The sequence below is a fragment of the Natrinema versiforme genome (assembly GCF_005576615.1).
Lineage (GTDB): Archaea > Halobacteriota > Halobacteria > Halobacteriales > Natrialbaceae > Natrinema > Natrinema versiforme_A.
The window spans coordinates 1,052,810-1,077,806 of sequence record NZ_CP040330.1 but is presented as its reverse complement, the minus strand read 5'-3'; the positions used below and the strand labels follow the sequence as shown (position 1 = coordinate 1,077,806).

Here is a 24,997-nt window from a genome sequence, read left to right as displayed (position 1 = left end):
CTCGAGACGAACGCATGAGTGACGCAACGTCCGTCAGCCTCGGGGGCGAGACGATCAAGGCGACGGCCGCGAAGTTCACGATGGCCGCGATCGGCTTTCTCGGCACGATCGTCTTCGCGCGGGTGCTCGGCCCGACCGGGTTCGGCGGCTACTACCTCCTCTTTTCGCTCGTGAAGATCGCCGACCGGGCGGTCAACGGGTGGGGAACGGCGGTGAAAAAGCGATATTCGGAGGCCGATGCACCCTCTGGAGAGCTGATCGGCAGTCAGGGGCTGTTCACGCTCGTCTGGATGGCGCTGGCCGTTGCAGTCGCCGTCGTCACCTCGAGTTGGCTCGTCTCCTATACGGGACTCCCCGAGGCACCGATCCTGTTCGTCCTCTTGCTGTTCGCGGTCACGCTCTTCGAGCCGCTGGATCTGATCGTCCAAGCGCGCGGCCGCGTCGGGGCCTCGATGTGGACCGATACGCTCCGGTCGCTGCTTACCTTCCCGCTCCAGTTGGGCCTGATCCTGCTCGGGTTGGGCGCGGCGGGAATGGCGTACGGACTCGCCGCCGCGACGTTCCTGACGGTCCCGGTCCTCTGGTATTTCATCCGGACGCGACCGGTCGCGCCGACGCGGGAGACCGTCGCGAACCTCTGGTCGTACGCGCGGTACAGCATTCCGAACTCGTTTCTCGGACAGGCCTACGATCGGTTCGACATCATTCTGCTCGGCTACCTGCTCGCACCCGCCGCGGCCGGTCACTACGAGGTCGCGCTCAAGCTCACGGTGCCCGCGACGTTCGTGACGATGGCCGCCTCGAGCGGACTGATGGCCCGCGTGAGCCACCGACACAGCGAGGGCGAGACGCTCGGGCCCGACATCTCGAACACCCTCTCCTTTACGAGCATCATCGCGATCCCGATGTTCTTCGGTGCCGTCGCGATGCCGGAACTGCTCGTCGTGACGCTGTTCGGGGACGAGTACGCCGCGGCCGCGGCGCTCCTCGTCGGACTCGCGGCCTACCAGATCGCGAAGACCCAGGCCGGCGTGCTCACGAGCGTGCTCTACGGGATCGACCGGCCGGACATCAACACCCGAATTTCGGCCGCGACGCTCGCGATCAACATCGTCCTCGGCGTGGCACTGACACTCGCCTACGGCGCGATCGGCGTCGTCGTCGCGACGGCCGTCGCGGAAACGCTCCGTTACGGCCTCTCTGCGATCGTTATCAAACGCGAACTCTCGTCGGTCGTCCTGTTCCCGCGGACGCTGGGAGAACAGGTCGCGGCCGGACTCGTGATGTTCGCCGTGATCGTCCCCGTCGAGCGCGCCGCCACCGTCGACCACTGGTACCACCTCCTCGCGATCGTCGCACTGGGCGCGGCGGTCTACAGCCTCACGCTGGCGGCCATCAGCAGAAAGCTCCGCGTCACGATCAGGGGCGTCGTCAGCAGTTCGCGACTCGAGTTCTAGAGGTTCCGCGCGACGTACTCACCGATCGCAGCGACCCGATCCGGATCGGCCGTCCAGAATCCGTCCTAAGTCCGGGACTCGGTCCCGAGCCCCGCGAGCACGTCGGGCCAGTTCGGAAATTCGGTCCATGCTGGCCGGGTTCGTGCGGTCAGTCGCCGGTAACGGGGTCCCGTTCCCAGAACTCGCTGCCCTTCTGGAGTTTCGGCACCCACGTGTCTTTCGTCTTCGAGAGGAGCGCGACGCGGGAGGCGGGCACTCCCTTGACCTCGTCGAACTCGGGCATGTACTCCCCGACATCTTCGGCGAACTCGACGACTTCCTCGTGGTCGGGCATCGCGGACCGGTCGAGGCGGCCCTGCGAGTGGCCGACGTGCATGTACGCCTTCAACTCGATGTAGTCGGGATCGGCCTGCTGGTAGAAGCCGGCGTACCAGTCGGGACTGTGCATGTTCTCGCCCTTGACGAGCGTCGTCCGGAGCACGGTTCGTGTCTCGTCTTTCTCCGCGAGGACGTCCATCGTCTCGAGGAGGTTCGCCCACGCGTCGTCCTCCATCGCGCCGACGACCTGATCGAAGGTGTGGCGCTCGGGGGCGTCGACGCTGACGTACAGTTGCGTGGGGTCGCAGTCCCGAAGCATCTCCGGTCGGGTGCCGTTCGAGACGAGGAAGGTGGTGATATCGCGGTCGTGGAAGGCCTCGATGAGTTCGGGGAGGTAGGGGTACAGCGTCGGCTCGCCGTCCAGCGAGATGGCGACGTGACGGGGTTCCATCGCTTGCTCGAACACGTCTCGAGGGACCTCCTCGTTGCCGCCGAAACCCGAGAGCAGCTTCTTCTGCAGTTTGATCGAGGCGTCGACCACCGCTTCGGGGTCGTCCCACGCGACATCATCCATCTCGTAGGAGTGGCCTTGGTGATCGCGCCAGCAGAAGACACAGCGCTCGTTACACCGGACGACCGGCGTCATCTGGATGCAGCGGTGGGACTCGATACCGTAGAAGATGTTCTTGTAACACTTGCCCTCGCCGCGCATGGCGTTCGCCGTCCAGCCGCAGGTCTGGGCGGCCGTGTGGTTCTCGCTGTGGTAATCCGGGCTCGAGACCTGTGCCGGCCCGCCGCCGTCGCTCTCGGCGTCGTCGCCTGTGTCGGCGCTCGCGCCGTCGGCCCCGGGATTTGCGGAATCGCTCATTTGCCCGTCGTTGGACCGGCCCGGTCAAAAGGTGTGTGGTGTGGCGACCGCCCGGCGCGTCTCCGACTCCGGCCCGTCTCCCCACCCGGTCGACTACTCGTCGTCGCGCCGCTCGCTCGAGGAGTCGCCGGCCGACTCGTCCGGAAGCGCGCGCGGGTCGGCGGGTTCGTCGCCGTATTTCGCGTCGTCCCGCTCGAACAGGTACAGCGCCGGACCCGCGATGACGATCACGAGCAGGCCGGGAACCGGAACGTCCGGCGGGCCGAGATACATCGCCAGCCCGGTCCCGCAGGTGGCGAACACGAATCCCGCCCACAGCGCCGGCCTCGAGAACTCGAGTCGGGTCGCGTCGCGGTAGACGGCGACGGCGGAGCCGAGGACGATCGCGAACCCGACGACGGCGACGGCGACCGCCTGCAGCGAAACCATACCGAACCTTACCACAACGAGGGGAAAAGCGTTCTGAGACCCGTCTGGTCGAGCCGATATCGATTTGGGAAAGCGAGCCGAGATCGGCTCCCGAGGCCGTTCGCGGTCTTCAGCCCCCCGTCGCTCGTTCCCGCTTCCGTACGAAAGCCTCGCCCTCTTGCCCGTTCCGGCGCAAGTCTCGGGTATGATTGGCGCGTACACCATCGGCAAGAAAGCGGTCACGTTCGGCTACAAACGCTACGGGGTTCCGGGAGCCGTCGCCTCCGGCGGCGCCGCGCTGGCGGGATACCTGATCGTCCGCCGAGCCCTGAAATCGTCGACGAACGACGGCAACGTCGACTCGGCCATCGACGCCGGCGAAATCCAGTCCGCGGTCGAGGAGAAGGGGCTCGGCACGGTGACGAGTACGGAGACGCTCGACCGAGCGATCAACGAAGACGAGGTCGGTTCGACCTTCGACATGGACGACGTCCAGTCGTCGGCCGAGGAGGAGACCGACGAGTTCGCCGACAGCACGGGCGGGGACGGCTCGAGCGCCGAGAGTTGAGCCACGCGACACGACATCGACCACTACGAGTATGAGCCAACGAGATACCTCCGCCGAGACCGACGACAGTCCCGCGGCCGAGCAACGCGTCCCGAAACTCGGCAACGGAACCATCTCCGGGGCGCTGGGGGCCGTTCGGCGCGGCGTCCGCTCGGGCGTTCCGGCGGGCATCGCCGGGTTCGCGAGCCTCCTCGGCGGCGTCCGCGCGCTGCAACGTGGCGACCGCGATAACGGCTACCTCCGGCTGGGGGCGGGCGGGCTCCTCGTCGCGATCGCGCTCAACCAGCGGCGGGTCGCCGGCGACCGAGCCGATATCGACGCGACCGATGTCGTCGATACGACGCCCGACATCGGGAACCTCGAGACGGGAGACACCGAGGGCGAGCACTACGGTGGCGACGCGGCCAGCGAGGTCGTCGACACCGGCACAGGGATCGACATCGAGGGCGCGGACTCGGGCCCCGATCGGGACGGCGGGGTCGACGCAGCGAACGTCGACCAGACCGATGTCGCCGAGTCCGGAATCGACGAGGAGCGACTCGCCGACGCCTCGAGCGAGTCCGCTGCCGCGGGCGAGTCCGCCGCGTCCGAGCCAGCCCACGAGACCTACGAACGGCTCGGCGCGGCGTCGTTCGACGAACACAGCAGCGAGATCCCGATCCCGCAGGCGGCGTTCGATCGGACCATCCTGTCGCTGCGGTCCGAGGTCTTCTGGGGGATCCGCGACGCCGACGACGCCGTTATCGTCTCGGGGCAGTTCGATCCGATTCAGGACGGCGACGAGATCAGATACGTCGCCAGTTCCGAGGTCGACGGCGACCGCCTGCTGACGGTTCCCGATCCCGTGTTGAACCATTGGGACGCGGTCGCCGGCGGCGGACTTGCCGTCGCCTCCGGAACCGAACTCGCCGTCCTCACGACCGATACCCTGCAGGCGGACGACCAGCTCCGAATCGTCCCGGAGCAGTGGCTCGAGGACGTTCTCGAGGGCGGCGAATAACGACCGGCAGTCGTCTTTTCGCGGCCGAATACCTGCTTTACCCGCTTCGGCTACGTCCCGCGAACCCGCTCGAGCACCGCGAGCGTGCCGTCCGCGTGGACCTCCTCGAGCACCTCATCGGCGGCCGCCGTCGCCCGCTCGTCGGCGTTCGCGACGGCGAAACTCCGTCCCACGGCCTCGAACGTCGAGACGTCGTTGATCGAGTCGCCGACGGCGACGCAGTCCGCGAGGTCGATCCCGACGTGATCGGCGATCGTCTCGAGCCCCTCGCCCTTGGTCGGATCGGTGTCCTTGACGTGGTAGGCGTAGCCGGTGTCGATCACCTCGAGGCCGTAGTCGGCGGCGATTTCGCGCAGCGGCTCGAGGGGTTGGTCCAAGTTGACCGCGATCTCGGTTTCCCGCCAGCGGTTGACGGTGTCCTCTCGGCCCCAGCCGAGGTCGTAGCCGGCGGCCCGGTAGGCCTCGGCGACGGCGCGGGCGGCCTCGCGGTCGGCGGTGAAGAAGACGTCGTCGCCGGTGTAGACGACGCCGCCGTTTTCGGCGACGACGAGTTCGGGGATGCCGACGAAGTGACAGAGGGCGACGGGGTAGGGGAAGGCCTTCCCGGTCGCGATCACGACGGGCGCGTCCCACTCGCGCAGCGGGTCGAAGACGCGGGGATCGATGCCCCAGCCTTCGGGCCGGGTCAGCGTGCCGTCGATGTCGAGGACGAGCGGCGGATCGGCGGTCATAACCGTCACTCGAGGGCTTGACGACCTAAAGGGGTCGGTTCGGGCGTGTTCGAGACCGAATGGTCTTCGGTTATCTGACTGGAATTCGTTCTCTAGCAGACAGGAATTATGTCGAGAATGACGTGCTGAACCCAGTGTGCAACTCGGACAGAATCATCGGTACCGCTTGCTCGGCGCAGATGGAACAGTCCTTGCAGAGGGAGCATATATACAGTCAATATTTATCTTTCACGGAAGAATCACACATCAGATGCCCTCCATCATCAACGAGATCGTGTTCAGTGAACCCTCTGGTCGTTTCTTTGGAGTGGTCCAGCTCTGTGGCGCATTCGTTTTGTTCAGTGCCTACGGATACTACGCAGTTGTTGCAAATTCTTTACCGGGCAGTGGGGCGCTATTTATTGGTGTCGGGGCCGCCCTGTCCGGAGTTGCCGAGTCCCTGCCGAACAATCGACGACGGGCGGCTGGTGTCCTGCGACTCACAGCGTTCGTTGTGCTTGGATCTCTGTTCGCTACGATGGCTTTCGCTCCTGAATTCATCACCGGATGACAGCGGAAACCTGTGTGAATTCACTGCTGTTGAAACGGGTTTTTCTCACGGGGACTCACCACGAGTGCTGAAAGGGACGGGATTGAGCTGCTGAATTCATCCTCTCTATTCAGCAGGCCGTTCCTGACTGATTCTGAGCGGATGACGGAAGCTCGCGGTAACCGTGTGCGAACAGACCGCCTGCAAGCCGAGCGGCTTATCCCTTCTCACTAATTGAGTCGGGTATGGAATGCCGCCCGTCACCCGCGAATGATGCGCAAATATTACTGATTGAAGACAATCCAGGGGATGTGCGTCTTCTCGAAGAAGCCTTCCGTGACGGCCAGATTAACAACCAGCTGCATACCACTACCGATGGCCAAGCAGCACTGGACTTCATTCATCGCCAAGACGAATACACGGACGCCCCGCGTCCGGACATTGTCTTATTAGACCTCAACTTACCGCGCGTAGATGGAGAGGATGTCCTGCACGAGATCAAACATCATCCCGAACTGGACGACGTTCCCGTCATCGTTCTCTCCGGAATGGACGAAAACATCATCGAATCCCGCGATCTCGACCATGATGCAGACGAAGATGCAGTCATTGAAAAGCCGATCAATCCAGACGAATTTCTCGACGTGGTACGGGAGTTCGCAGATTTCAAACTGTCCATCGTTCGTACTGATCAGTAAGTCTTTGACCAGTACGTACCGTTCAGGAAAACCATCTCACGAGACACATTTCAATCACTCCATAATCCAACCCCTTCGACCGGAACTCGGAAAGACGGGATGCAGTTGAAATCCGAATTCGTTCAGAGTCCGAGGTAGCCCGCGTTGGGCAGGAGCCCGGCCAGATACAGGACCCCGAGGACCAACATGAACGCCGCGATGGCCATCGCGGGCGGGTCGACGTGGGTCCCGGAGTGCGAATAGAACACCCGTTGGCTCACCTCGCCGATGAGGGCGCTGATCGCGCCGAACGCGCCGGCGACGAGCAACACGACCGGGTCGCTGCCGACGGCCGACGCCGCGATCACCGCGCCGGTCGATCCCAGCAGCGTGATGTGGTGGGTTACCGGGATCTTCTCGACGCCGAGGTTGAGAAAGAGCAGACTCATCGCCGAGATCGCATAGCCCATGAAGATGCTCCCCGTCTCGAGCCAGATGAAGCCGCCGAGGAGGCCGCCGACGATGCCGATGGCGGTGACGCCGCTCCACTCGTACTGATGTGGCAGCCACGGCTCGGTCGCCAGCCGCCCGGTCTGGGTGCCGCCGTCGGCGGCCACGCGCGTCTCCTCGCGCTCGAACGGCGACATGTCGAGGATGCTCGAGCCGCCGACCTTGCCGACGAGCGGGTAGCCGAACGCGATCCGCGCGAGGAAGGCCGTTGCGACGACTGACAGCGCGATGTTGTCCGTGGGGAAGCCGATCCCGTTCATTCCCCGGGTGATGAGCATTCCGAGCGCGCCGAAGATCGCGCCGACCGCGAGGATGTCGGGTTTGGTCCCGAACGCGTACAGGATGTCCTTCCCGAAGTGGTAGTCCCAGTCGGCGGGCTCCATCTCGGGGTACTTCCGACCGGCGTAGGCGGTCGCGGCGACCCCGCCGGCGAAGGCGATGTGGGGGCCGGTGACCGCGCCGAAGCCGATCACACCGGTGATGTCGGTCGCGAGATCCCCCTCGAGGACGCCCAGTCCTTCACCGAGGAATACGACGAACCCCGTGAAGACGAACGAGGGCAGCGCGCCCAGCGCCGCGCCGAACGCGCCGCCGGCGAGGGCGGCGATCAGCAGGACGGCGAACGCTTCGAACTCCATCCCGATGACGGGAACCTGGAGGAGCGTCCCGAACATGATTACTCCTCACCGTCCCGCGCCCAGTCGCGCGATCGTTCGACGGCCTCGCTCCAGCGGCCGTAGCGCTTGTCCGCCGTCTCGGGGTCCATCTTCGGTTCGAACTCCGCGTCGACCTGCCAGTTGCTCCGCAACTCGTCGGGATCGCTCCAGTAGTCGACGGCGAGGCCGGCCGCGTAGGCCGACCCCAGCGCCGTCGTCTCGTCGACGACTGGGCGGACGATCTCCGAGCCGATGATGTCCGACTGGAGCTGACAGAGGAAGTTGTTCTTGACCGCGCCGCCGTCGACCTTCAGCGAGCGCATCTCGATGCCGGAATCGGCCTCCATCGCCTCCGCCACGTCCCGGGTCTGGTAGGCGATCGACTCGAGGGTCGCGCGGACGACGTGTTCCTTCCGGGTGCCGCGGGTCATCCCGACGATGGTGCCGCGAGCGCGCTGGTCCCAGTGGGGCGCACCCAGCCCGGTGAAGGCGGGGACGACGTAGACGCCGTCGGTCGAGTCGACGCTGCGGGCCAGTTCCGCCGTCTGAGCGGGGTTGTCGATCAGCGACATGTCCTCGAGCCACTCGATCGCCGCGCCGGTGATGAAGATCGAGCCCTCGAGGGCGTACTGGACCTCCTCGCCCGAGCGCTGGAAGCCGATGGTCGTCAGGAGGCCGTGATCGGACTCGACGGCCTCGTTGCCGGTGTTCATCAGGAAAAAGGAGCCGGTGCCGTAGGTGTTCTTCGCGTCGCCGGCATCGAAACAGGTCTGGCCGAACAGGGCGGCCTGCTGGTCGCCCAGCGCGCCCGCGACGGGCACCTCGGCCTCGAGGAAGCCCTCGGGATCGGTCGTCCCGTAGGTCTCGTCGTCGCTCGAGGGACGGACCTCGGGGAGCATCTCTCTGGGGATGTCGAACTCGGCGAGGAGGTCGTCGTCCCACTCGAGGTCGTGGATGTTGTAGAGCATCGTCCGCGAGGCGTTCGTGACCTCGGTGATGTGCTCGCCCGTGAGGTTGTAGATCAGCCACGAATCGATGGTGCCGAACAGCACCTCGCCTTTCTCCGCGCGGTCGCGGATGTCCTCGGGCCGGGAGCGCTCGAGTTTGATCGGATCGGCGTTGTCGAGCAGCCACTCGGCTTTCGTCGCCGAGAAGTAGGCGTCGGCCTCGAGACCAGTCTTGTCGCGGATCGTCTCGACGAGGTCGTCTTCCTCGAGTTGTTCGACGCGGTCGGTGGTCCGCCGGTCCTGCCAGACGATGGCGTTGTGGACCGGCCGCCCGGAGTCGGCGTCCCACAGGAGCGTCGTCTCGCGCTGGTTGGTCACGCCGATGGCCTCGAGTTGGTCGGGGCTGATCCCTGCCTGCCCGAGCGCCTGTCGGATGACGTCTTTGGTGTTCTCCCAGATCTCAATCGGGTCGTGCTCGACCCAGCCGGGTTCCGGGTAGATCTGTTCGTGCTTTTCGTAGGCGTTCGCGACGACCTGCCCCTCGTGATCGAACACGATGAAGCGGGTGCCTGTCGTTCCCTGGTCTACCGCACCGACGTAGGTATTGGCTGTCATTGGTGGTCACCCAAACGTCCACGCGCCATCTTTACCGACGACGCTGTGATACTGGTAAACAAGTTTGACGATCATTATAAATGTTATCGAATCCATAAGAGACGTTTCACAAATTGAGAGGGAGAACGGCCGTTTCGAGTGCGTTACTCGCTGGTATCTGGAGAGAAGCGATCAATGACCGATTTTCTCGAGACACAGTACCTGAGCGAAATATTCGATAGCGACCGATTGGTATGGCCGCTTTCTCTCCGTCGATAAAATAAAGGTGCGGGTGGCCGTAGCAGTCAGTGACAGAATGGCACGCGATACTGCGGTCCTCGTCCTCGGCGGTGGCTCGACCGGGTGTGGCATCGCCCGTGATCTGGCGATGCGCGGTCTCGACGTCACGCTCGTCGAGCGGGGCAACCTCACCGACGGGACGACCGGGCGGATGCACGGCCTGCTCCACAGCGGCGGCCGCTACGCCGTCTCCGATCAGGCCAGCGCGACGGAGTGTATCGAGGAAAACGAGATCCTCCGGGAGATCGCCGGCCACTGCGTCGAGGAGACCGGCGGCCTGTTCGTCCAGCGCCCCGAGGACTCGGACGACTACTTCCGTGAGAAACTCGAGGGCTGTCGCGAGTGCGGGATCCCCGCCCGCGTGCTCTCTGGCTCGGAAGCCCGCGAGGTCGAACCGTACCTCGCGGACGACGTCAAACGGGCGATCGAGGTCCCCGACGGCGCGGTCGATCCGTTCCGGCTCTGCGTGGCGAACGCGATCGACGCCGAGAACCACGGGGCGCGCGTCGAGACCCACGCCGAAGTGATCGACCTGCTGCGCGACGGCGACGACATCTACGGGGTCGAGGTGCGCCACGACTCGGGTCCGGGCAAGCGCACGCACGCCACCCCCGGAACCACGGAGGAGATCACCGCCGACTACGTCGTCAACGCGACGGGCGCGTGGGCGGGTCAGATCGGCGCGATGGCCGACCTCGAGATCGAGGTCCGGCCCTCGAAGGGCGTCATGACGATCATGAACGTCCGGCAGGTCGACACCGTGATCAACCGCTGCCGGCCGAAAGGTGACGCCGACATCGTCGTCCCCCACGAGACGACGGCCATCCTCGGGACGACCGACGAGGAGGTCTCGGACCCGGACGACTACCCCGAGGCGGGATGGGAGGTCGACCAGATGATCGACACGCTCTCGGAACTGGTGCCGATCCTCTCGGAAGCGCGAACCATCCGCTCGTTCTGGGGCGTGCGCCCGCTGTACGAGCCGCCGGGAACCGGCACGCAGGACCCGACCGACATCACGCGGGACTTCTTCCTGCTCGATCACGCCGACCGCGACGGCGTCTCGGGGATGTCCAGCATCGTCGGCGGCAAGTTCACCACCTACCGGGCGATGGCCGAGGAAATCTCGGACCACGTCTGCGAGCAGTTGGGCGTGAACGCGACCTGCGCGACCGCCGACGAGCCCCTTCCCGGCAGCGAGAATATCGAGACCCTCGAGGCCGGGATGGACGACTTCGGGCTGCGCTCGCCGGTGGCCCGCCGGAGCAAGCAGCGACTCGGCAGCCGAGCGAACGAGGTGCTCGAGACCGAGGAGCCGAATCCGGTGATCTGCCAGTGTGAGGGGGTGACTCGGGCGGAGATCCGAGATGCGATCTCGCAGTCCGGGTCGGACCTGAACGCGGTCCGCATCCGAACGCGGGCCTCGATGGGGAACTGTCAGGGCGGCTTTTGCTGTCAGAACATGGCGAACGAACTCCACCCGACACACGACGAAGAGACCGCCTGCGAGGCGCTGGACGAACTGTTTCAGGAGCGCTGGAAGGGCGAACGCCACGCCCTGTGGGGCGAACAGCTCTCGCAGGCGATGCTCAACTACGCGCTGCACGCGACGACGATGAACCGGGATCGCGACCCCGCGAGCGCGAGCGAGAACGTCGATTTCGCGGCCTTCGACGGCGGCCGAACCGAGGGGGACCGGGTCGACGGCCCCCGGGGGGCCCGCTGAATGGCCATCGAGGACGACATCCTCGTCATCGGCGGTGGCCTCGCCGGCGCGACCGCCGCGCTCGCAGCCGCGGACCGGGGCGCGCAGGTGCGACTCGTCTCGGCCAAACAGAGCACGCTCCGCCACGCCAGCGGACTGATCGACGTGCTGGGATACGCGCCGGCGGGCGACGGCCCGCTCGCGGACCCGTTCGCGGCGCTCGAGGACCTGCCGGCCGGCCACCCCTACGAGCGGGTGGGCGGCGAGGCGGTCCGCGAGGCACTCGCCTTTTTCGACGAGATCGCCGGCGACGCCTACGAGGGGGGGCACACGGACGCGAACGCGCTCGTACCGACCCACGGCGGCACGGTCAAACCGACGGCCAGATATCCGGTCTCGACCGCCGACGGCCTCGCGAGCGACGACCGCGACGCGCTGCTCGTCGGCTTCGAGACGCTGCCGGACTTCGACGCGCCGCTTTCGGCCGCTCACCTCGAGGCCGCCGGCGCGCCCTTCGAGGCCCGCGGCGTCACGGTGCAGTTCCCCGGTATCGTCCGTGACGACGCGAAGATCACGCGGTACGCCCACCTGCTCGACCGGCCCGAAACGGTCCAAACTGACCGCGGCGAGACCACCGCTCGCGAAGCCCTCGCCGCGGTCGTCGACCCGCACCTCGAGGGCGAATCCCGCGTCGGCTTCCCCGCCGTCCTCGGCGACGACCACGCCGACGCGGTCAGGGCCGACCTCGGGGACCGACTGGGCGTCGACGTCTTCGAGGTCCCGATGGGGCCGCCGAGCCTGCCCGGGATGCGACTCGAGGACCTGCTCTACGACGCGCTCGAGGAGCGGGGCGTCCGCGTGACGACGGGGGTTCCGGTGGTCGACTACGAAACCGACGCGGACGGGGCGAACGCGGACGAACCCGCGCGGATCGATCACGTCGTCGTCGACCGCAACGGGACCGAGATTCCCCACCGGGCCGACCAGTACGTGCTCGCGACCGGCGGGCTGGTCGGCAAAGGGGTCGAGTCGGAGCGCGAACGGGTGTTCGAACCGATCTTCGACTGCCACGTTCCCCACGCCGCGGACCGCTACGACTGGTTCGTCGACGATGTCTTCGGCGACCAGCCCTACGCGCGCTTTGGCCTGCCGGTCGACCGCGACCTCCGCCCGCTCGACGCCGACGACGGCCTCGAGTTCCCGAACCTGCGCGGAGCGGGCGCGGTGCTGGGCGGCTACGACTTCGCGGCCGAGAAATCCGGTGCCGGCGTCTCGCTCGCGACGGGCTACGTCGCAGGCCGGCGTGCCGCGGAGGAGAAACGATGACCGGCGGAGACGGCGTGGACGACTCGAGGCGGAGCATCAGTAACGGACTCGAACGACGACGACGGGCGGGCGAACGGACCCGCTCGATCGATGCGATCGACGGCGGACACGGTAGACAATCGATTCAGGTGATACGATGAGTGACGCAGAACGGCCGACCGACGACGGGGTAACGGGAGACGACGAGTTCGAACCGATTCAGGTCTTTCCGGAGGCCGAGGAGATGGACCTCCGGCCGGGCGCGGACGACTGTTACAAGTGCTCGACCTGCGACACCAACTGTCCGGTCGCCGAGGTCGACGACGAGTTCCCCGGGCCGAAGTTCCAGGGGCCCGAGCAGTGGCGGCTCAAACGACAGGAGGATCAGGACATCGACGACTCGGTGATGAAGTGCTCGAACTGCATGCGCTGTGACAGCGCCTGCCCCTCCGACGTGCCGCTCTCGCAGATGCACAACACCGCGCGCGGCGAGTACGTCGAGGAGCAGATGGACAAGTTCTCCCGGGAGTACGTCCGCAACCGAATCCTCGCCAACTACCGGCGGCTCGCCCCGCTGGGGTCGATGTTCCCCCGGACGACGAACTTCATGATGGGCCTCTCCGCGACGCAGTGGCTCGGCGAGAAACTCCTCGGGATCACGAGCGAGCGCGAACTCCCCGAGTTCGCGACGGAAACCTTCCGCGAGTGGTGGACGAAACGGGGCGGCGCGCAGGTGACGAACCCGGACAAGCGAATCGCCTACTTCCACGGCTGCTACGCCAACTACAACACCCCCGAGGTCGCGAAGGCGCTCGTGCGGGTCTACGAGCACCTCGGCTACGAAATCATGGTCCCCGACCAGCACTGCTCGGGGACCCCGATGTTCGCCAACGGGATGCTCGAGGACGCGCGTCGCTCGGCCGAGACCAACGTGCGCGAACTCGCCGCCGCGCTCGAGGACGGCGCGGACATCGTCGCCTCCTGTAGTTCCTGTTCGATGTCGCTCCGGCAGGAGTACCCCGAACTGTTCGACTTCGAGGGGACCGAAGACGTCGCCGAGAACACGTGGGACGCCGTCGAGTACCTCCGCGTTCACGAGAACCTCGCGGCCGAACTCGAGGGGACCTCGGTCGGCGACGAGTTCGACGACTTCGCCTACCACGCGCCGTGTCACGCCCGGAATCAGGGCCTCGACGGGCAGACGCTCGAAGTGTTGGCCCACATCGACGGCGTCGAAGCCCACGATGTCGGCGACTCCTGTTCGGGGATTTCCGGCACGTACGGCTGGAAAGCGGAGAACTACGAAACCTCCATGAAAATCGGGGAAGAAATGGTCGATCACATGGAAGACGCGGACGCCGAGACGGGGCTCACGGAGTGTCCGACCTGCTCGATGCAGATGGAACACGGCACCGGCTACGAGATCACACACACCCTCGAGGTGCTCGAGGCGGCGCTGGTCGGGGCGACGGGGGCGAACGCGACGGGGGCGAACGCGCAGTAATGGACCTCCAGGAGCGCATCGCTCGCCGCCGATCGGCGCGACAGGGCCGGCGCGTCGTCGTCGACCGCGACCAGCTCAGCCCGGCCGTCCACCGACCGGAACCGGTCGGTCGCGGCCCCGTGTTAGAGCAGTTGCTCGACGCGCTCGAGCCGATTTTCGAGGGCGAGTTGCCGCCACCGGTCGCGGTGGTCGGTCCGTCGGGGTCGGGCACGTCGGCCGTCGTTACCGCGCTGTTCGACGCGTTGAACGACCAGTTCGGCGGCTCGAGTCGGGCGATCGTCACGACGACACGGGGCGGCAGCACCGACCCGGCCACGTGGTTCGTCACCGTCGACGGCCGGCGGGTCGAGAGCGCGTTCGCGTTCTACCGAGCCGTGCTCTCGGGGATCTCGAGCGAACGGGTCCCCGAGAGCGGCGTCGGCACCGACGATCTGCGCGAGCGTCTCTGTGACGGCCTCGCTCGACCGGACCGGCACGCGATCGTCGCGATCGACCACCACGACGAACCCGAGACGCTCGGCCTCGAGCGGGTCCGGGAACTGCTCGCGCCGGTCGCGGACAGCACTGCCACCGTCGCGGTCGGCCATCGGGAGCCCGACGACCACTCGGGGCCAGCCGTCACCGTGCCGGCCTACCGCGATCACGAACTCGTCGACGTGGTGACCGACCGCGCCTCGACGGGGCTCGCGGCGGGCGCGCTCGATCACGACGCCGTTCGCGACCTCGCCGCGTGGGCGGACGGGAACGCCCACGACGCGCTCGCGGCCCTGTTCGGCGCCGCCGTGCTTGCGAGCGAGGACGACGCCGAGCGGATCGAACCCCGTCACCTCGAGACGGCGCGGGCGGACGTACCCGACGACGGCGTCCACGTCGGTCGCCCGCTCGCGCTCTCGGAGACCCGCCAGCAGGTGCTGCTGGCGCTCGTCGAGATCGAATCGACCGACCGACCGATTCGCGAGGTCGCGACCGCGATCGCCGATCGGTCGTCGCTGACCGACGGAACGGTCAAGCGATTCCTCTACGAACTCGCCGATCGCGGGGTCATCGAACGGCTGCCCCTCTCGACCGCCGACGCCGGGAGCGGTCGACGACCGAGTACGGTCGAGCCGCGGTTCCCGACGATCGCGTTTCGGTCGCTTTCGACGACGACATCCACGAGTGACTCGGAATGACGACACCGTCCTGCCCAGTCTAAGTGATACAATCATTTTTGATCGTGGGGAGGAATGGTTGCAGTCGTACAGAGTGAGCTATGACGATCGAGATCGAGGATACGACGGACCCGACCGGACTGGAAATATACGACTCGATCGAACAACGCCGCTTACGGATCGAAACGTCGGGGTCCGTCTCGCCGGATGCGGGCGATTCCGGTGAGTTCTGTTTTCCCGTCGAAAGGACCTGCGTGATCGAAACGAACGAGATCGTTCTCGATCAACTGTACTCCGTTACGATCCATGGACCAACGGGGCAGACCGAGGCGAACTTGGACGCCGGTGAAACGGTCCACCTCGAGGACCGAACCCAGTTCATCGGGTTGAGCGGCCGTATCAAACTCTATTGTCGAATCGATGTCCCGGGGACGATCAGTATTGGCTTAACGTCGATTCGAATCTCGCTCGACCGGAGTGCTCGGATCGAGTTGGGCATTCGATCGCTTCATGAACGTCCCGCAGCGACGGTAACGACCACCTCCGATGTCGAATCCATGATGGAGGCAGTCTCCGCCCTGCCGTCTGCACTGAAGACGATCTCGGCCGAACGGACGTGGCCGACGTTGCGCGGCCACCCGCCGCTGATCGAACTGGGCGATCGACTCGAGATTCCGGCTGTCATCGACCGACCGGCCAGTGACGTAACGCTGACCGTGCCGCCGGATCACGCGTCACTCTATCAGGCCGCTCCCCTCGTGTTCTTCCTCGGTGCGAGGGTACAACCGGGTCCCCAGCCGACGCTCGAAACGAGTCGGTTCGAACGATCACTCCCGACTGGCGAGGCATTCGAGGACGCGATCGCCCGACTGTTGAAGCGATTCTTCTTCCTCGAATGCGTCACGAGGACGGAGGGGATATTCCGATACGAACTTCACGAGCGGCAGATACTCGAAGAAGAGTTGCCATACGACCTTGCGGAGATCTACGAGGCCGATCTTCCAGAACGACTCGAGCGGTATCTCGACGTACCGTATGAACGGCTCGAACCACACATGCCGCGCTGGCCGCTGACTGCGCACGTGCCGGCCGATCCCGATACTGTCGAACTGTTACCGTACATTATCAACGAACTCGGCGTCGTTCGAGACTCACGCGGCGGCCCGCCGGAAACAGTCCCGTGTCCTGATGATACGGCGGGACTGGTTCGATCGGCCACCGGCGTCCGCCGCTCGTCACAGCCGTCGGGCGCTGACCGGTCCTCGTTTGTCGTTCCCGATGTCACCGACGAGTCCGTCGAACACGCCTGGTTCGGCGACGGCATTCCCCAGCAGGCCTCGAAGGCGACTCTCGAGGCATACCGCAATCAACTGGCCCGCGACGCCAGAAACGAATCGATCGAAATCCTGCTCGTCTGTAACGATGCCCGGATGATCGACGAACACGATCTCCTCGACGGTACGTACGGCAGTCGTGAGGTCCTCCCCTTCGAGGTCCACTCGGAGTTCGGAGTCGATACGGACCGACTCGCCAAGCTACTCACCGAGGGTGGCTACGACTTCTTTCATTATATCGGTCACGCAACCGAGGACGGTATCCGCTGTCCGAACGGCGATCTCGACGTACGGACCCTCGATTCGGTCGATCTCGGGGTCTTCTTCCTGAACGCCTGCCGGTCTTATAATCAGGGGGTGGCGCTTACCCGACGCGGCGCGTTTGGGGGTGTCAGCACGTACGCCGATGTCGTCAACGATCGGGCCGTCGAGGCCGGAGAGACGATGGCCAGATTGCTCGACTGCGGCTTTCCGCTTCGGGCCGCGCTCGAAATCGCTCGAACGAACTCGGCTCTTGGTGAGCAGTACCTCATCGTCGGCGACGGGTCAGCTGATATCGCCCAATCGGATAGCGGTGCGCCGATGGTTGTCGAACTCGAACAGTGTGGGGACGGCCAGTTCGACTTCGCCGTTCAATCGTATTCGACCAAGGAATTCAAACTTGGTACGTCCACGGAATCGACGCTCCCGTCGGTTGCGGACCGTCATCTCAGCCCCGGGAACACGTCGTTCTCACGGGTCGATCGGGAGGATATCGAGGAGTATCTCATCTGGAGCGAAGCACCGATCCGAATCGACGGGACGTTACAGTGGAACGACGGGATCAACGCGCTCACGTTAGGCGGTCTGCATCGCTAACCAGGAACCGTCTACGAACCGCTTTCCTCCGTTCTCTCTCTTCGAAAACAGTCGACTGTCAAGAGTAGTCCGCTGTTACGGTCCGACCTGTGACGAACTCGTCGCTATGGCCGATCCGGCTTGACTGAGCAGGACAAACATCGTGAACAGGGCGCCGATCATTCGTGGGTGCTGTGCGAGGTAATCCTTCATGCTGTCTGTCGCGGACATCACATTCCAACGGTTGTCACCGGCAGAAATAAATTTATCTAATACTTACGTATATGAATTATTATAATTGAACGAAGATTCGGATTCGACGACGATTTCAACCAAAACGACTCTCGACGCTACCGATGGGGCTTAGCGTACTCGAGTCCGTCGGTATATCGATCAACCAGCAAGACGGTTCCGACACCGACGATACCCGCGACAACGGCCACCGCGAGATCCGCTCTCAGTGCTGCATCGAGGTTCGACGAGACTTCCGTGGCCGGGAGCCGAAGCCCGCCTACCATCAAGCTCACGAGAAACGCCAGCGTCGTCACTCGATAGCGCTCGAGGGCGCGGCGCACGGCGTGTGCCATCGTAAACAGCCCGACGACCGCTCCCAGCGCGAAGAGTACGATCACCGTTCCTGTCTCGAAGACCGAAGCGAGCCCCTCGCCCGTGAGCAGGCCGAACAGTCCGTCGACGAACGCACTTACTGTCCCCGTGATGAACTCGTACTGGCCGAGTATCAGCAAGAAAAGCGAGCCGGAGACGCCGGGGAGAATCATCGCACAGACGGCAACGGCACCCGCCAGAACGATCATCGCCGGCCCGTGTGACACGCCGGCTTGCGTCACACCCGTCACCGCAGCAGCGAGGCCGATACCCGCGACTGAGACGGTGACGCGGCGGCCGGTCCAACGATCAATCTCACCATAGAGGATAAACGCCGATGCGGCGATCAGCCCGAAGAAAAAGCCGTAGGTTGGGACCGGATACTCGGTCACCGCGGTGTACAGCACCTCCGAGAGGACGACGATCGCCGTCCCGATTCCCAGCCCGAGTGCCAGCAGAAACGTCGCGTCGATCCGCTCGAGTTCCGCGCGGAGCGCCGCTCGCTCCGCCGGCTCGGAGACGCGCACCGCCGACCGGAACGCGCGCGGGTCGATCGCCGTGATCGCTCGGATCAACCGATCGTAGATGCCGAGGATCAGCGCTATCGTGGCTCCCGATACCCCGGGGACGACGTCCGCCGACCCCATCGAGAACCCCTTGAGATACACGACGAGAAACTCCCGCATTCCTCGAGACGTATTTCGGACCCCATCAAAAGACTTCTCACTTCGTTCGTCGCCCGAAGACGACCGCGTGACTCGAGCGGCAACGAGTCAGTTCGTCAGGGTCAGTGAGCCGGCTCAGCCGCGACCGTCGCGAGCGACTCGCTGGTCCCGTTATCGGCCGTTCCGTCGTCGGTCGATCCGGAGTCGCCGGATGCGGTTTCGCTTTCGTTGCCGGTCGACTCGTTACTGTCGGTCTCGTTCCCTGCCGGTTCCTCGGACTCGACTTCCTCGAAGGCGACATCGTCGATCGTCTCGCCGTTCACGACCGCCGTTTCGGGAACGTCCGTCTGTCCTCTGTACTGGACGGCGGGGAAGCCCTGCTCGCCGGGCGCGATGACGCTGACGTTGTAGTCGCCGGTGGCCTCGACACTGCTGTTCGTGTAGCCGTCGTCGACGCTGAGTTCGTCGTTCGTCGCGTACGGCACCGTCAGTTCGAAGCTGCCGTCGTCGGCCACGTCGGCTCGCTGGGTGTAGTTGAACGTTCGATCGGCATTGGTCTCGAGTTCGACCGAGGCCGAGACCGTGGCGTTGTCGGTATCGTTCAGGCTTCCCTCGTCGATGGAGCCCGTGATCGTCGCGCCGTCGACGCGCTCGTAGGTCTTGACCGCGGCCGCCTGCTTCTGATCGAAGATTTCGACATCGTACTGGGAATACTGCTGGATCCGCTGAAGCTGGGCCTGCGTCTGCTGGTTCCACGCTCGGTTGATCCCGACTTGGGGCTGCCCGTTCTCGTCGAGCAGGACCTGATCGTTCTGGGGATCGACGATCGCGTAACTGACGTACGCCGACATCCGAATGTCGTTCTCGTGGACGAGCCGGTAGTGCTCCATGCCCGCAGCGTCGCCGAAGTACAGCGACGACATCGTCGTGTTGTCGTACGGCACGTTGCTGAACGTGCTGGCGATTTCGTCCCGCGAGATCTGCTGGCCCGATTCGTAGTCTTCGGGGGTGACGTAGTGGTTGTAGTCAGGCCCCGTCCACTGCGTGATCGCGCCGAACTTCCCGCCGGCCATCTGGTCGTCGATCATCACGTATCGCATCTCCTCGTCGGTCTCGTTGCCCTCGACGGCCGTCCGGAGCTCTTCGTTAGACTGCTCCGAGACGGATTCGCCGGCCGCGATCGCATCGAGGATCAGCTCCGCTCGTTCCTCCGACTCTGCGGTCAGGAACGCCGACGACGATCGCGCGTTCTGCTGGAACGGATTCGAGTGTGGAATCCGCTCGCCCTGCGTCGTTATCAGGTGGCCGTAGTCCCACCACGACATGACGCCGTACGCGCCGTCGGGATACTCGTAGTCACCGTCTCCGGGAGTGTACGTCCCGTAATAGTCGAGTTCGCTGGCGTTGTTCGCACCGCCGTAGTTCCCCGGTGCGGGCGTGTTGTCCTGTAGCCACTGGTTCGAATCCTCCCAGATGACCGCGCTACCGCCCGGTTGAGCGCCCTCGGCGCTGTCCCAAGCGGTCGCCGACGCCAGCGGCGGCAGCAGCGGTGCGAACAGGAGCAAGACGACCAGTGCGACGACGATGACCTGATAGGTCTCGATCGATCGGATCGACTCGAGGTTCGTCGTGAGATCGATGTCGAAAAGCCCGACGACCTCCGCGACGAACGCGGCGTTGACGATCGCGACCGCGAGCATGAGGTAGTACGAGAAGCGGACCTGCGTCGCCGCCATGCTGATCAGGAACAGCGACCAGACGATGACGAGCGTGTGTTCGGCACGGAGCTTCCGACCGAAGAGCGGCCGGATCGCGAGGAACGCGAGTCCGATGAGCATCGTGTAGAACGCGGACCCGAACTCTCGGAAGACGCTGTTGAAGAAGTCCTCCGGCGGCTGGGCCTCCTGAATGGTGAGGTCAGTGGTCGCCCCGCCGAACGGTAACATTCGACGCGTCGCGTTACCGATGATCGTATCGAACAGACCAGGAAGGGCGAGCCACATCACCAGCAGCGTCGCACCGATGAGGCCGCCGATCGCGACGGGATAATACCGTCGCTCGAGGCCGCGGTTGTTCCACTGGCGGGCGAGCCACGCCATGAAGACACAGCCGACGGCCACGAGGAAGGCCGTAAGTGGCTGGAGGAGTCCGAAGCTCGTCGAACTCGTGCTACCGGGTTGCTCCATCAGGAGCACCGTCAGAATCGCGGTCACACCGAGGCTCACCGCGCCCACGAATGCGACGTGGTCCGGCGAGACGCCGCGGAGGTAGTCGAGGCAGAGTTGGACGGTAAAGAAGACACCGAGAATACCGATCAGCAACACGGCCGACGGCCAGACCCAGATGTAAAGCGAGAGTGCGAGTCCGGCGAGGCCACTGTAGAGGGCCGGCGTTCGGAGCGTGTCCCAGTCCCTGTCGACGACCAGTTCGTAGATCGGTTTCTCGCGTTCGGCCGCGGTGAGCGCGACCATCATCGAGAGGATCGCGATCGCCATGAACAGGACCTCGCCGACGTGGTGGTCGAGTTGGCCGACCGTCGACCGCGAGAGGAACTGCCCCTTCGCGAGCGCGAGGACGAGCACGGAAACGATGCCGCCGAGCGTGCCGCCGAGCCGCCGACCGGCGTAGAAGACGGGAATCGCCACGAGTGCGGCCATGACCGGAATCGCAAGCAGCGAGACCGTATACAGCGTCTCGGCCGACGGATCACCGAGCCCGACGATCATCGCCGCGGTGACGATGAGTTGGTCGAACAGCGTGCCGAACTGGCCGACGTAATTTCCGGTCGGGAACCCGGTCCAGACCTCGTAGGGCATCGTCTGCGGGAAGTTTTCTGCCGTCCAGTTGATCGTCCGCCAGTGATACCACGAGTCGATGCCCGCCAGCGCGGGCGTTCCGTCATCTGTTACGAACTGCTCGTACGACTGGGTTCGCAACCAGACCATAAACAGCATCACGGCCCCGAGAACGGGGAGGTGATACCAGTCTCGGAACGACTCGAGGAGGGACGTTTCGGTTCCGTCCTCGACGCGTTCTGTGTCGGTACTCATTAGCTTGCACCAGACCCAAGCCAAGAATAAGTCTTGTTATATACTCGTCAGTGTTTGATATCCGGTCGTCGAACGCGGCCGATTCGCGGACTCTCAGGGATCCGTGATCGTCGCGCCAACGGACTCGTGTGAACGAAAAAGCTTATTCAGGCCTCACCGAAATCCGTCTCCGATGAAGGTCTCCGTCGTTATCTGTACCTACGCGATGGAACGCTACGATGTCTTTTCGGAGTGCGTCGATAGCGTCCTCGCACAGACGTACGACCCGCTCGAGGTCGTGATCGTCGTTGACGGCAACGAACCGGTCTTCGAACGCGTCCGAGAGGACTACGGTGGTCTCGACGACGTCGTCCTCCACTGTAACGACGAGAATCACGGGATCTCGTACAGTCGAACGCGGGGTGCCGAAATCGCGACCGGAGACGTGGTCGCGTTTATCGACGACGACGCCGTCGCCGAGAACGATTGGGTGGCCGAACTGGCTCGAGTCTACGACGAAACTGACGCCATCGCAGTTGGTGGCGACGTCGTACCTGAGTGGGTGACGGAGAAACCCGACTTCTTTCCGGAGGAGTTCTATTGGCTCGTCGGCTGTGTAGAGCCTGGGTTCGCTGAAGATAAAGAAGAAGTCCGAAACACGTACGGATCGAACATCTCTTACCGTCGTCCAGTATTCTTGACGGTCGGCGGCTATGATCCCAATACAGGCAGGAAAGGAGACCAGCACTTACAGGCCCACGAGGCACCGGTCGGAATTCGGTTATTAGAGCGATACGGCAAAGGGATGATTTTCACCGAAGACGCGGTTGTCCACCACAAGTTGTTCGACTATCGCGGTGACCTTCGGTGGCTCGTGTTCCGATCGTTCTGGCAAGGGTACTCGAAACGGATAATGGATCTCCTCTATCCAAACGCCCCCGATGATAAGGGAGACTATCTGAAGCAATTGCTAACACACTTCATTCCGAGGCGAATTCGTAGTTTGGTTCGATCACCGTCAACATTCGGAGCGAAGCAGTTGCTATCGATTGTTCTCTTCACGGGTGCTGTTGGGCTCGGTTACCTATACGCGATTCTAACACCGAATCTCATCGAGAAAGCGAATGCGTAGCCATCTGTTCTGTGCCGAACAGAAACTCGTAGTAGTAGCCCAATCCGCGACACGCTAGCATCGCTACCGAAAGTATCGTGAACGCTACGCGCGTTGCGATGGAGTCCGGTTCGTCTCCATGGTCGCTACTCCCGGAACCAGTCGGTGTCGGTGGTATTCCCGGTCGGCCATATCGATCCGGGTAGTATCGCTGTTTCTGACAGAACCCGCGACCGACTCGGAAGTTCTTCTTCGCGATCGATTCAAGGGATGTCCGTGCAGGATGGCTGACAGTGGCATCTTCTGCATATCCCTGCACGTAATCCGCGGCTGCGACTCGGTGTCCGAACTCGATGTCGCCACCCGAAATCAGCCGACTATCGAACGCACCGACATCCTCGAAGACTTCGCGCCGGACGAGGAGCGCACACGTCGGCGCGTAATTCTCTTCCTGCAGATACGCTTGGACCGGGAATCCGGTTCGAGAATTGTACCGACCGACGAGCGTCTCCGACTCGAGAGTCAGCTTAACGGCACATCCGAGGTACGCGGCATCTTGTTCGTTCCTCGCTTCGAGTGCTGTTTCGAGCCAGTTCTTGCCGACGGTTTCGTCCGCGTCTAAGAATGCGATGATGTCTCCGGTCGCGCGTTCGAGACCAGTGTTTCTTGCCGCGTACGAACTCTGGACATCCGTTTCGGTATATCCGGACACCACGTCGGGGTATTCCGATTCGAACGCATCGATAATCGCCGGCGTTTCATCCGTCGAGTCGTTGTCGACAACGAGGACTTCGAACGGCGGAGCATCTCGCTGACTTGTTACTGATTCCAACGTATCACGGAGGCCGTTCGGATCGTTATAAACTGGGATAATAAACGAAACGAGAGGAGACGACGGCATACAAGACGGCTATATCCCGGTGCTGTTAAAAGCGTTCCTGATAGAAATCTCAACGAAGATGGATCTCAGTAACGTCCCGGGTCGTGCGGTCCGTAAGGTTCGGCAAGACGGAGCAGCGGAACTCATCTCCGAGGGGCGTGATCTTGTGGTCGATGATCTTCTTCTCTATCGAACCGTATACAAGCATCTTCTCGAAAAGCGCGTTGATATACTATACCGCGACGACGTACGGAATCGGTCGGAATGTCTCGAATACGAAGAATACAACGAACCGATGCGACTCAAAGGACCAACCGGATTCCGGGGACTCGACACGCCTGAGCAGTACGAACCCGGAAATAGATTCGTTTGCGAGTTCCCGGATGCGATGCTACTCGGTCCCGTCGGTCCTGGTCTCACTGCGGAGGGAACCGTCATCGCCGACACCGTCGGAACGCCGCCGCTCACACAGCGACGAACCGGTGTTACTATCGCACGGTCGATATCGGAGAACGGTGCTCGGCGAACTCTCGATGCACTCCGTGGCGATGGAGAACCGGATCGGCGATTCGACACAGTTGCGTTTGCCGTCCCGCCGTGGAACAACTACTACCATTGGACCGTAGAGTGTCTCTTGCGCGTTCGCCTCCTCGAGCGATATGGCTCCGAAACGGGGATTTATCCGACGCTGCTTGTCCCAGCTGACTGTTCAAGCTGGATGAAGGAATCGCTCGATATCATCGATTATACCGGAGAGATCGCCAGTTTTGACGGTGGGGTCGCGAAGGCGAATTCGTTGGTCGTTCCAACGTTTCCCGACCCCATCCCCGAGGAGTGTTTCTGGATGCGTAATCGGATGCGTGATGGCACTGTACGCGATGGCGGTTCCGATGAGGAACGGAGTAACCGGATCTACATCGCACGCGGCGATGCAACGGTACGACGCGTCTCGAATAGAGACGCGGTTCAACGTGTGTTAGACGAGTACAACGTCAATACGTATCTCCTCGGCGAGTTGAGCGTCCGTGAACAGATCGACCTATTCCGTCGTGCTGACGTCGTCGTTGCACCCCACGGTGCAGGGCTGACGAACATCCTATACGGCGACGATCTCACGGTGATTGAATTGTTTGGAGACAAGACGATGGCTACGTTTGACCGACTGGCCGCGAGCATGGATCACGAATACCGGTACGTCCAGTGTGAGCAGGTCGGCGTTGATGTTCGTGTTGATACCGACACGCTTGCTGAAAGACTCCAGACGACCATAAGAACGTAGACCGTACCGGTAACGCTACAAATAACCC

At 63.7% G+C, this 24,997-nt stretch carries 21 protein-coding genes; 12 read left to right on the top strand and 9 right to left on the bottom strand.

The features are described 5' to 3' along the window. Positions 1-14: 14 nt before the first annotated feature. Positions 15-1,457, top strand: a complete 1,443-nt coding sequence (locus FEJ81_RS05295) for an oligosaccharide flippase family protein (protein ID WP_138244297.1) — start codon at positions 15-17, stop codon at positions 1,455-1,457. Positions 1,458-1,605: 148 nt separating this feature from the next. Here the strand turns inward: FEJ81_RS05295 and twy1 are convergent, their stop codons facing one another. Both twy1 and FEJ81_RS05280 read right to left on the bottom strand, forming a co-directional pair. Continuing rightward, a complete protein-coding gene (gene twy1 / locus FEJ81_RS05285) occupies positions 1,606-2,643 on the bottom strand; it encodes a 4-demethylwyosine synthase TYW1 (protein WP_138244296.1) in 1,038 nt (345 codons plus the stop codon). Positions 2,644-2,736: 93 nt separating this feature from the next. Continuing rightward, positions 2,737-3,072 carry a hypothetical protein gene (locus FEJ81_RS05280; RefSeq protein WP_138244295.1) on the bottom strand — a complete coding sequence of 112 codons (336 nt, stop codon included), beginning with the start codon at positions 3,070-3,072 and terminating at the stop codon, positions 2,737-2,739. Positions 3,073-3,256: 184 nt separating this feature from the next. Here FEJ81_RS05280 and FEJ81_RS05275 point away from each other — a divergent pair, with 184 nt between their 5' ends. Together FEJ81_RS05275 and FEJ81_RS05270 are read left to right on the top strand one after the other, a co-directional pair. Beyond that, the gene (locus FEJ81_RS05275; RefSeq protein ID WP_138244294.1) at positions 3,257-3,619 is read left to right on the top strand and encodes a hypothetical protein; all 363 of its coding nucleotides are present in this window, start codon (positions 3,257-3,259) and stop codon (positions 3,617-3,619) included. A gap of 31 nt (positions 3,620-3,650) precedes the next feature. After that, positions 3,651-4,619, top strand: a complete 969-nt coding sequence (locus FEJ81_RS05270; protein ID WP_138244293.1) for a hypothetical protein — start codon at positions 3,651-3,653, stop codon at positions 4,617-4,619. A gap of 50 nt (positions 4,620-4,669) precedes the next feature. Here FEJ81_RS05270 and FEJ81_RS05265 read toward each other — a convergent pair whose 3' ends face one another. Then, positions 4,670-5,350 (bottom strand): HAD-IIB family hydrolase, encoded by a 681-nt coding sequence (locus FEJ81_RS05265; RefSeq protein WP_138244292.1) that lies wholly within the window; start codon positions 5,348-5,350, stop codon positions 4,670-4,672. 250 nt (positions 5,351-5,600) lie between these two features. Between FEJ81_RS05265 and FEJ81_RS05260 the strand changes: the two genes are divergently transcribed. Further along, on the top strand, positions 5,601-5,900 hold the full coding sequence (locus FEJ81_RS05260) for a hypothetical protein (RefSeq protein ID WP_138244291.1): 300 nt from the start codon (positions 5,601-5,603) through the stop codon (positions 5,898-5,900). 224 nt (positions 5,901-6,124) lie between these two features. Next, complete coding sequence (locus tag FEJ81_RS05255) at positions 6,125-6,577, top strand: response regulator (RefSeq protein ID WP_138244290.1); 453 nt, start codon at positions 6,125-6,127, stop codon at positions 6,575-6,577. Between the two features lie 122 nt (positions 6,578-6,699). Here FEJ81_RS05255 and FEJ81_RS05250 read toward each other — a convergent pair whose 3' ends face one another. Together FEJ81_RS05250 and glpK are read right to left on the bottom strand one after the other, a co-directional pair. After that, positions 6,700-7,740 (bottom strand): hypothetical protein, encoded by a 1,041-nt coding sequence (locus tag FEJ81_RS05250; RefSeq protein WP_138244289.1) that lies wholly within the window; start codon positions 7,738-7,740, stop codon positions 6,700-6,702. A 2-nt stretch (positions 7,741-7,742) separates the two neighbouring features. Next, complete coding sequence (gene glpK, locus FEJ81_RS05245; protein ID WP_138244288.1) at positions 7,743-9,284, bottom strand: glycerol kinase GlpK; 1,542 nt, start codon at positions 9,282-9,284, stop codon at positions 7,743-7,745. A 295-nt stretch (positions 9,285-9,579) separates the two neighbouring features. Here glpK and glpA point away from each other — a divergent pair, with 295 nt between their 5' ends. From glpA to FEJ81_RS05220, 5 genes are all read left to right on the top strand, one after another. Next, positions 9,580-11,289, top strand: coding sequence for an anaerobic glycerol-3-phosphate dehydrogenase subunit GlpA (gene glpA / locus FEJ81_RS05240; protein ID WP_138244287.1), 1,710 nt, complete (start codon positions 9,580-9,582; stop codon positions 11,287-11,289). After that, a complete protein-coding gene (glpB, locus tag FEJ81_RS05235; RefSeq protein ID WP_138244286.1) occupies positions 11,290-12,594 on the top strand; it encodes a glycerol-3-phosphate dehydrogenase subunit GlpB in 1,305 nt (434 codons plus the stop codon). 136 nt (positions 12,595-12,730) lie between these two features. Beyond that, on the top strand, positions 12,731-14,077 hold the full coding sequence (locus FEJ81_RS05230) for an anaerobic glycerol-3-phosphate dehydrogenase subunit C (RefSeq protein WP_138244285.1): 1,347 nt from the start codon (positions 12,731-12,733) through the stop codon (positions 14,075-14,077). Further along, positions 14,077-15,249 (top strand): Cdc6/Cdc18 family protein, encoded by a 1,173-nt coding sequence (locus FEJ81_RS05225; protein WP_138244284.1) that lies wholly within the window; start codon positions 14,077-14,079, stop codon positions 15,247-15,249. Before FEJ81_RS05230 ends, FEJ81_RS05225 begins: the two co-directional genes overlap by 1 nt. 80 nt (positions 15,250-15,329) lie before the next feature. Continuing rightward, complete coding sequence (locus tag FEJ81_RS05220; RefSeq protein ID WP_138244283.1) at positions 15,330-17,420, top strand: hypothetical protein; 2,091 nt, start codon at positions 15,330-15,332, stop codon at positions 17,418-17,420. Positions 17,421-17,495: 75 nt separating this feature from the next. Here the strand turns inward: FEJ81_RS05220 and FEJ81_RS24510 are convergent, their stop codons facing one another. The 3 genes from FEJ81_RS24510 to FEJ81_RS05210 all read right to left on the bottom strand — a co-directional run bounded on the left by FEJ81_RS24510 (position 17,496) and on the right by FEJ81_RS05210 (position 21,720). Continuing rightward, entirely contained in the window at positions 17,496-17,630 is a 135-nt protein-coding gene (locus tag FEJ81_RS24510; RefSeq protein ID WP_463605661.1) for a DUF7503 family protein, read from the bottom strand. Positions 17,631-17,749: 119 nt separating this feature from the next. After that, positions 17,750-18,691 carry a DUF368 domain-containing protein gene (locus FEJ81_RS05215; RefSeq protein ID WP_138244282.1) on the bottom strand — a complete coding sequence of 314 codons (942 nt, stop codon included), beginning with the start codon at positions 18,689-18,691 and terminating at the stop codon, positions 17,750-17,752. Between the two features lie 101 nt (positions 18,692-18,792). Beyond that, a complete protein-coding gene (locus FEJ81_RS05210) occupies positions 18,793-21,720 on the bottom strand; it encodes an oligosaccharyl transferase, archaeosortase A system-associated (protein WP_138244281.1) in 2,928 nt (975 codons plus the stop codon). A 172-nt stretch (positions 21,721-21,892) separates the two neighbouring features. On the opposite strand from FEJ81_RS05210, the gene aglG reads away from it, so the two are divergent. Next, positions 21,893-22,831, top strand: a complete 939-nt coding sequence (gene aglG / locus FEJ81_RS05205; RefSeq protein WP_138246718.1) for a glucosyl-dolichyl phosphate glucuronosyltransferase — start codon at positions 21,893-21,895, stop codon at positions 22,829-22,831. Here the strand turns inward: aglG and FEJ81_RS05200 are convergent. Further along, a complete protein-coding gene (locus tag FEJ81_RS05200) occupies positions 22,809-23,711 on the bottom strand; it encodes a glycosyltransferase family 2 protein (protein ID WP_138244280.1) in 903 nt (300 codons plus the stop codon). The two genes, aglG and FEJ81_RS05200, sit on opposite strands and share 23 nt — an antisense overlap. Before the next feature lie 58 nt (positions 23,712-23,769). Here FEJ81_RS05200 and FEJ81_RS05195 point away from each other — a divergent pair, with 58 nt between their 5' ends. Next, on the top strand, positions 23,770-24,969 hold the full coding sequence (locus FEJ81_RS05195) for a glycosyltransferase family 61 protein (RefSeq protein WP_138244279.1): 1,200 nt from the start codon (positions 23,770-23,772) through the stop codon (positions 24,967-24,969). Positions 24,970-24,997: the final 28 nt, after the last annotated feature.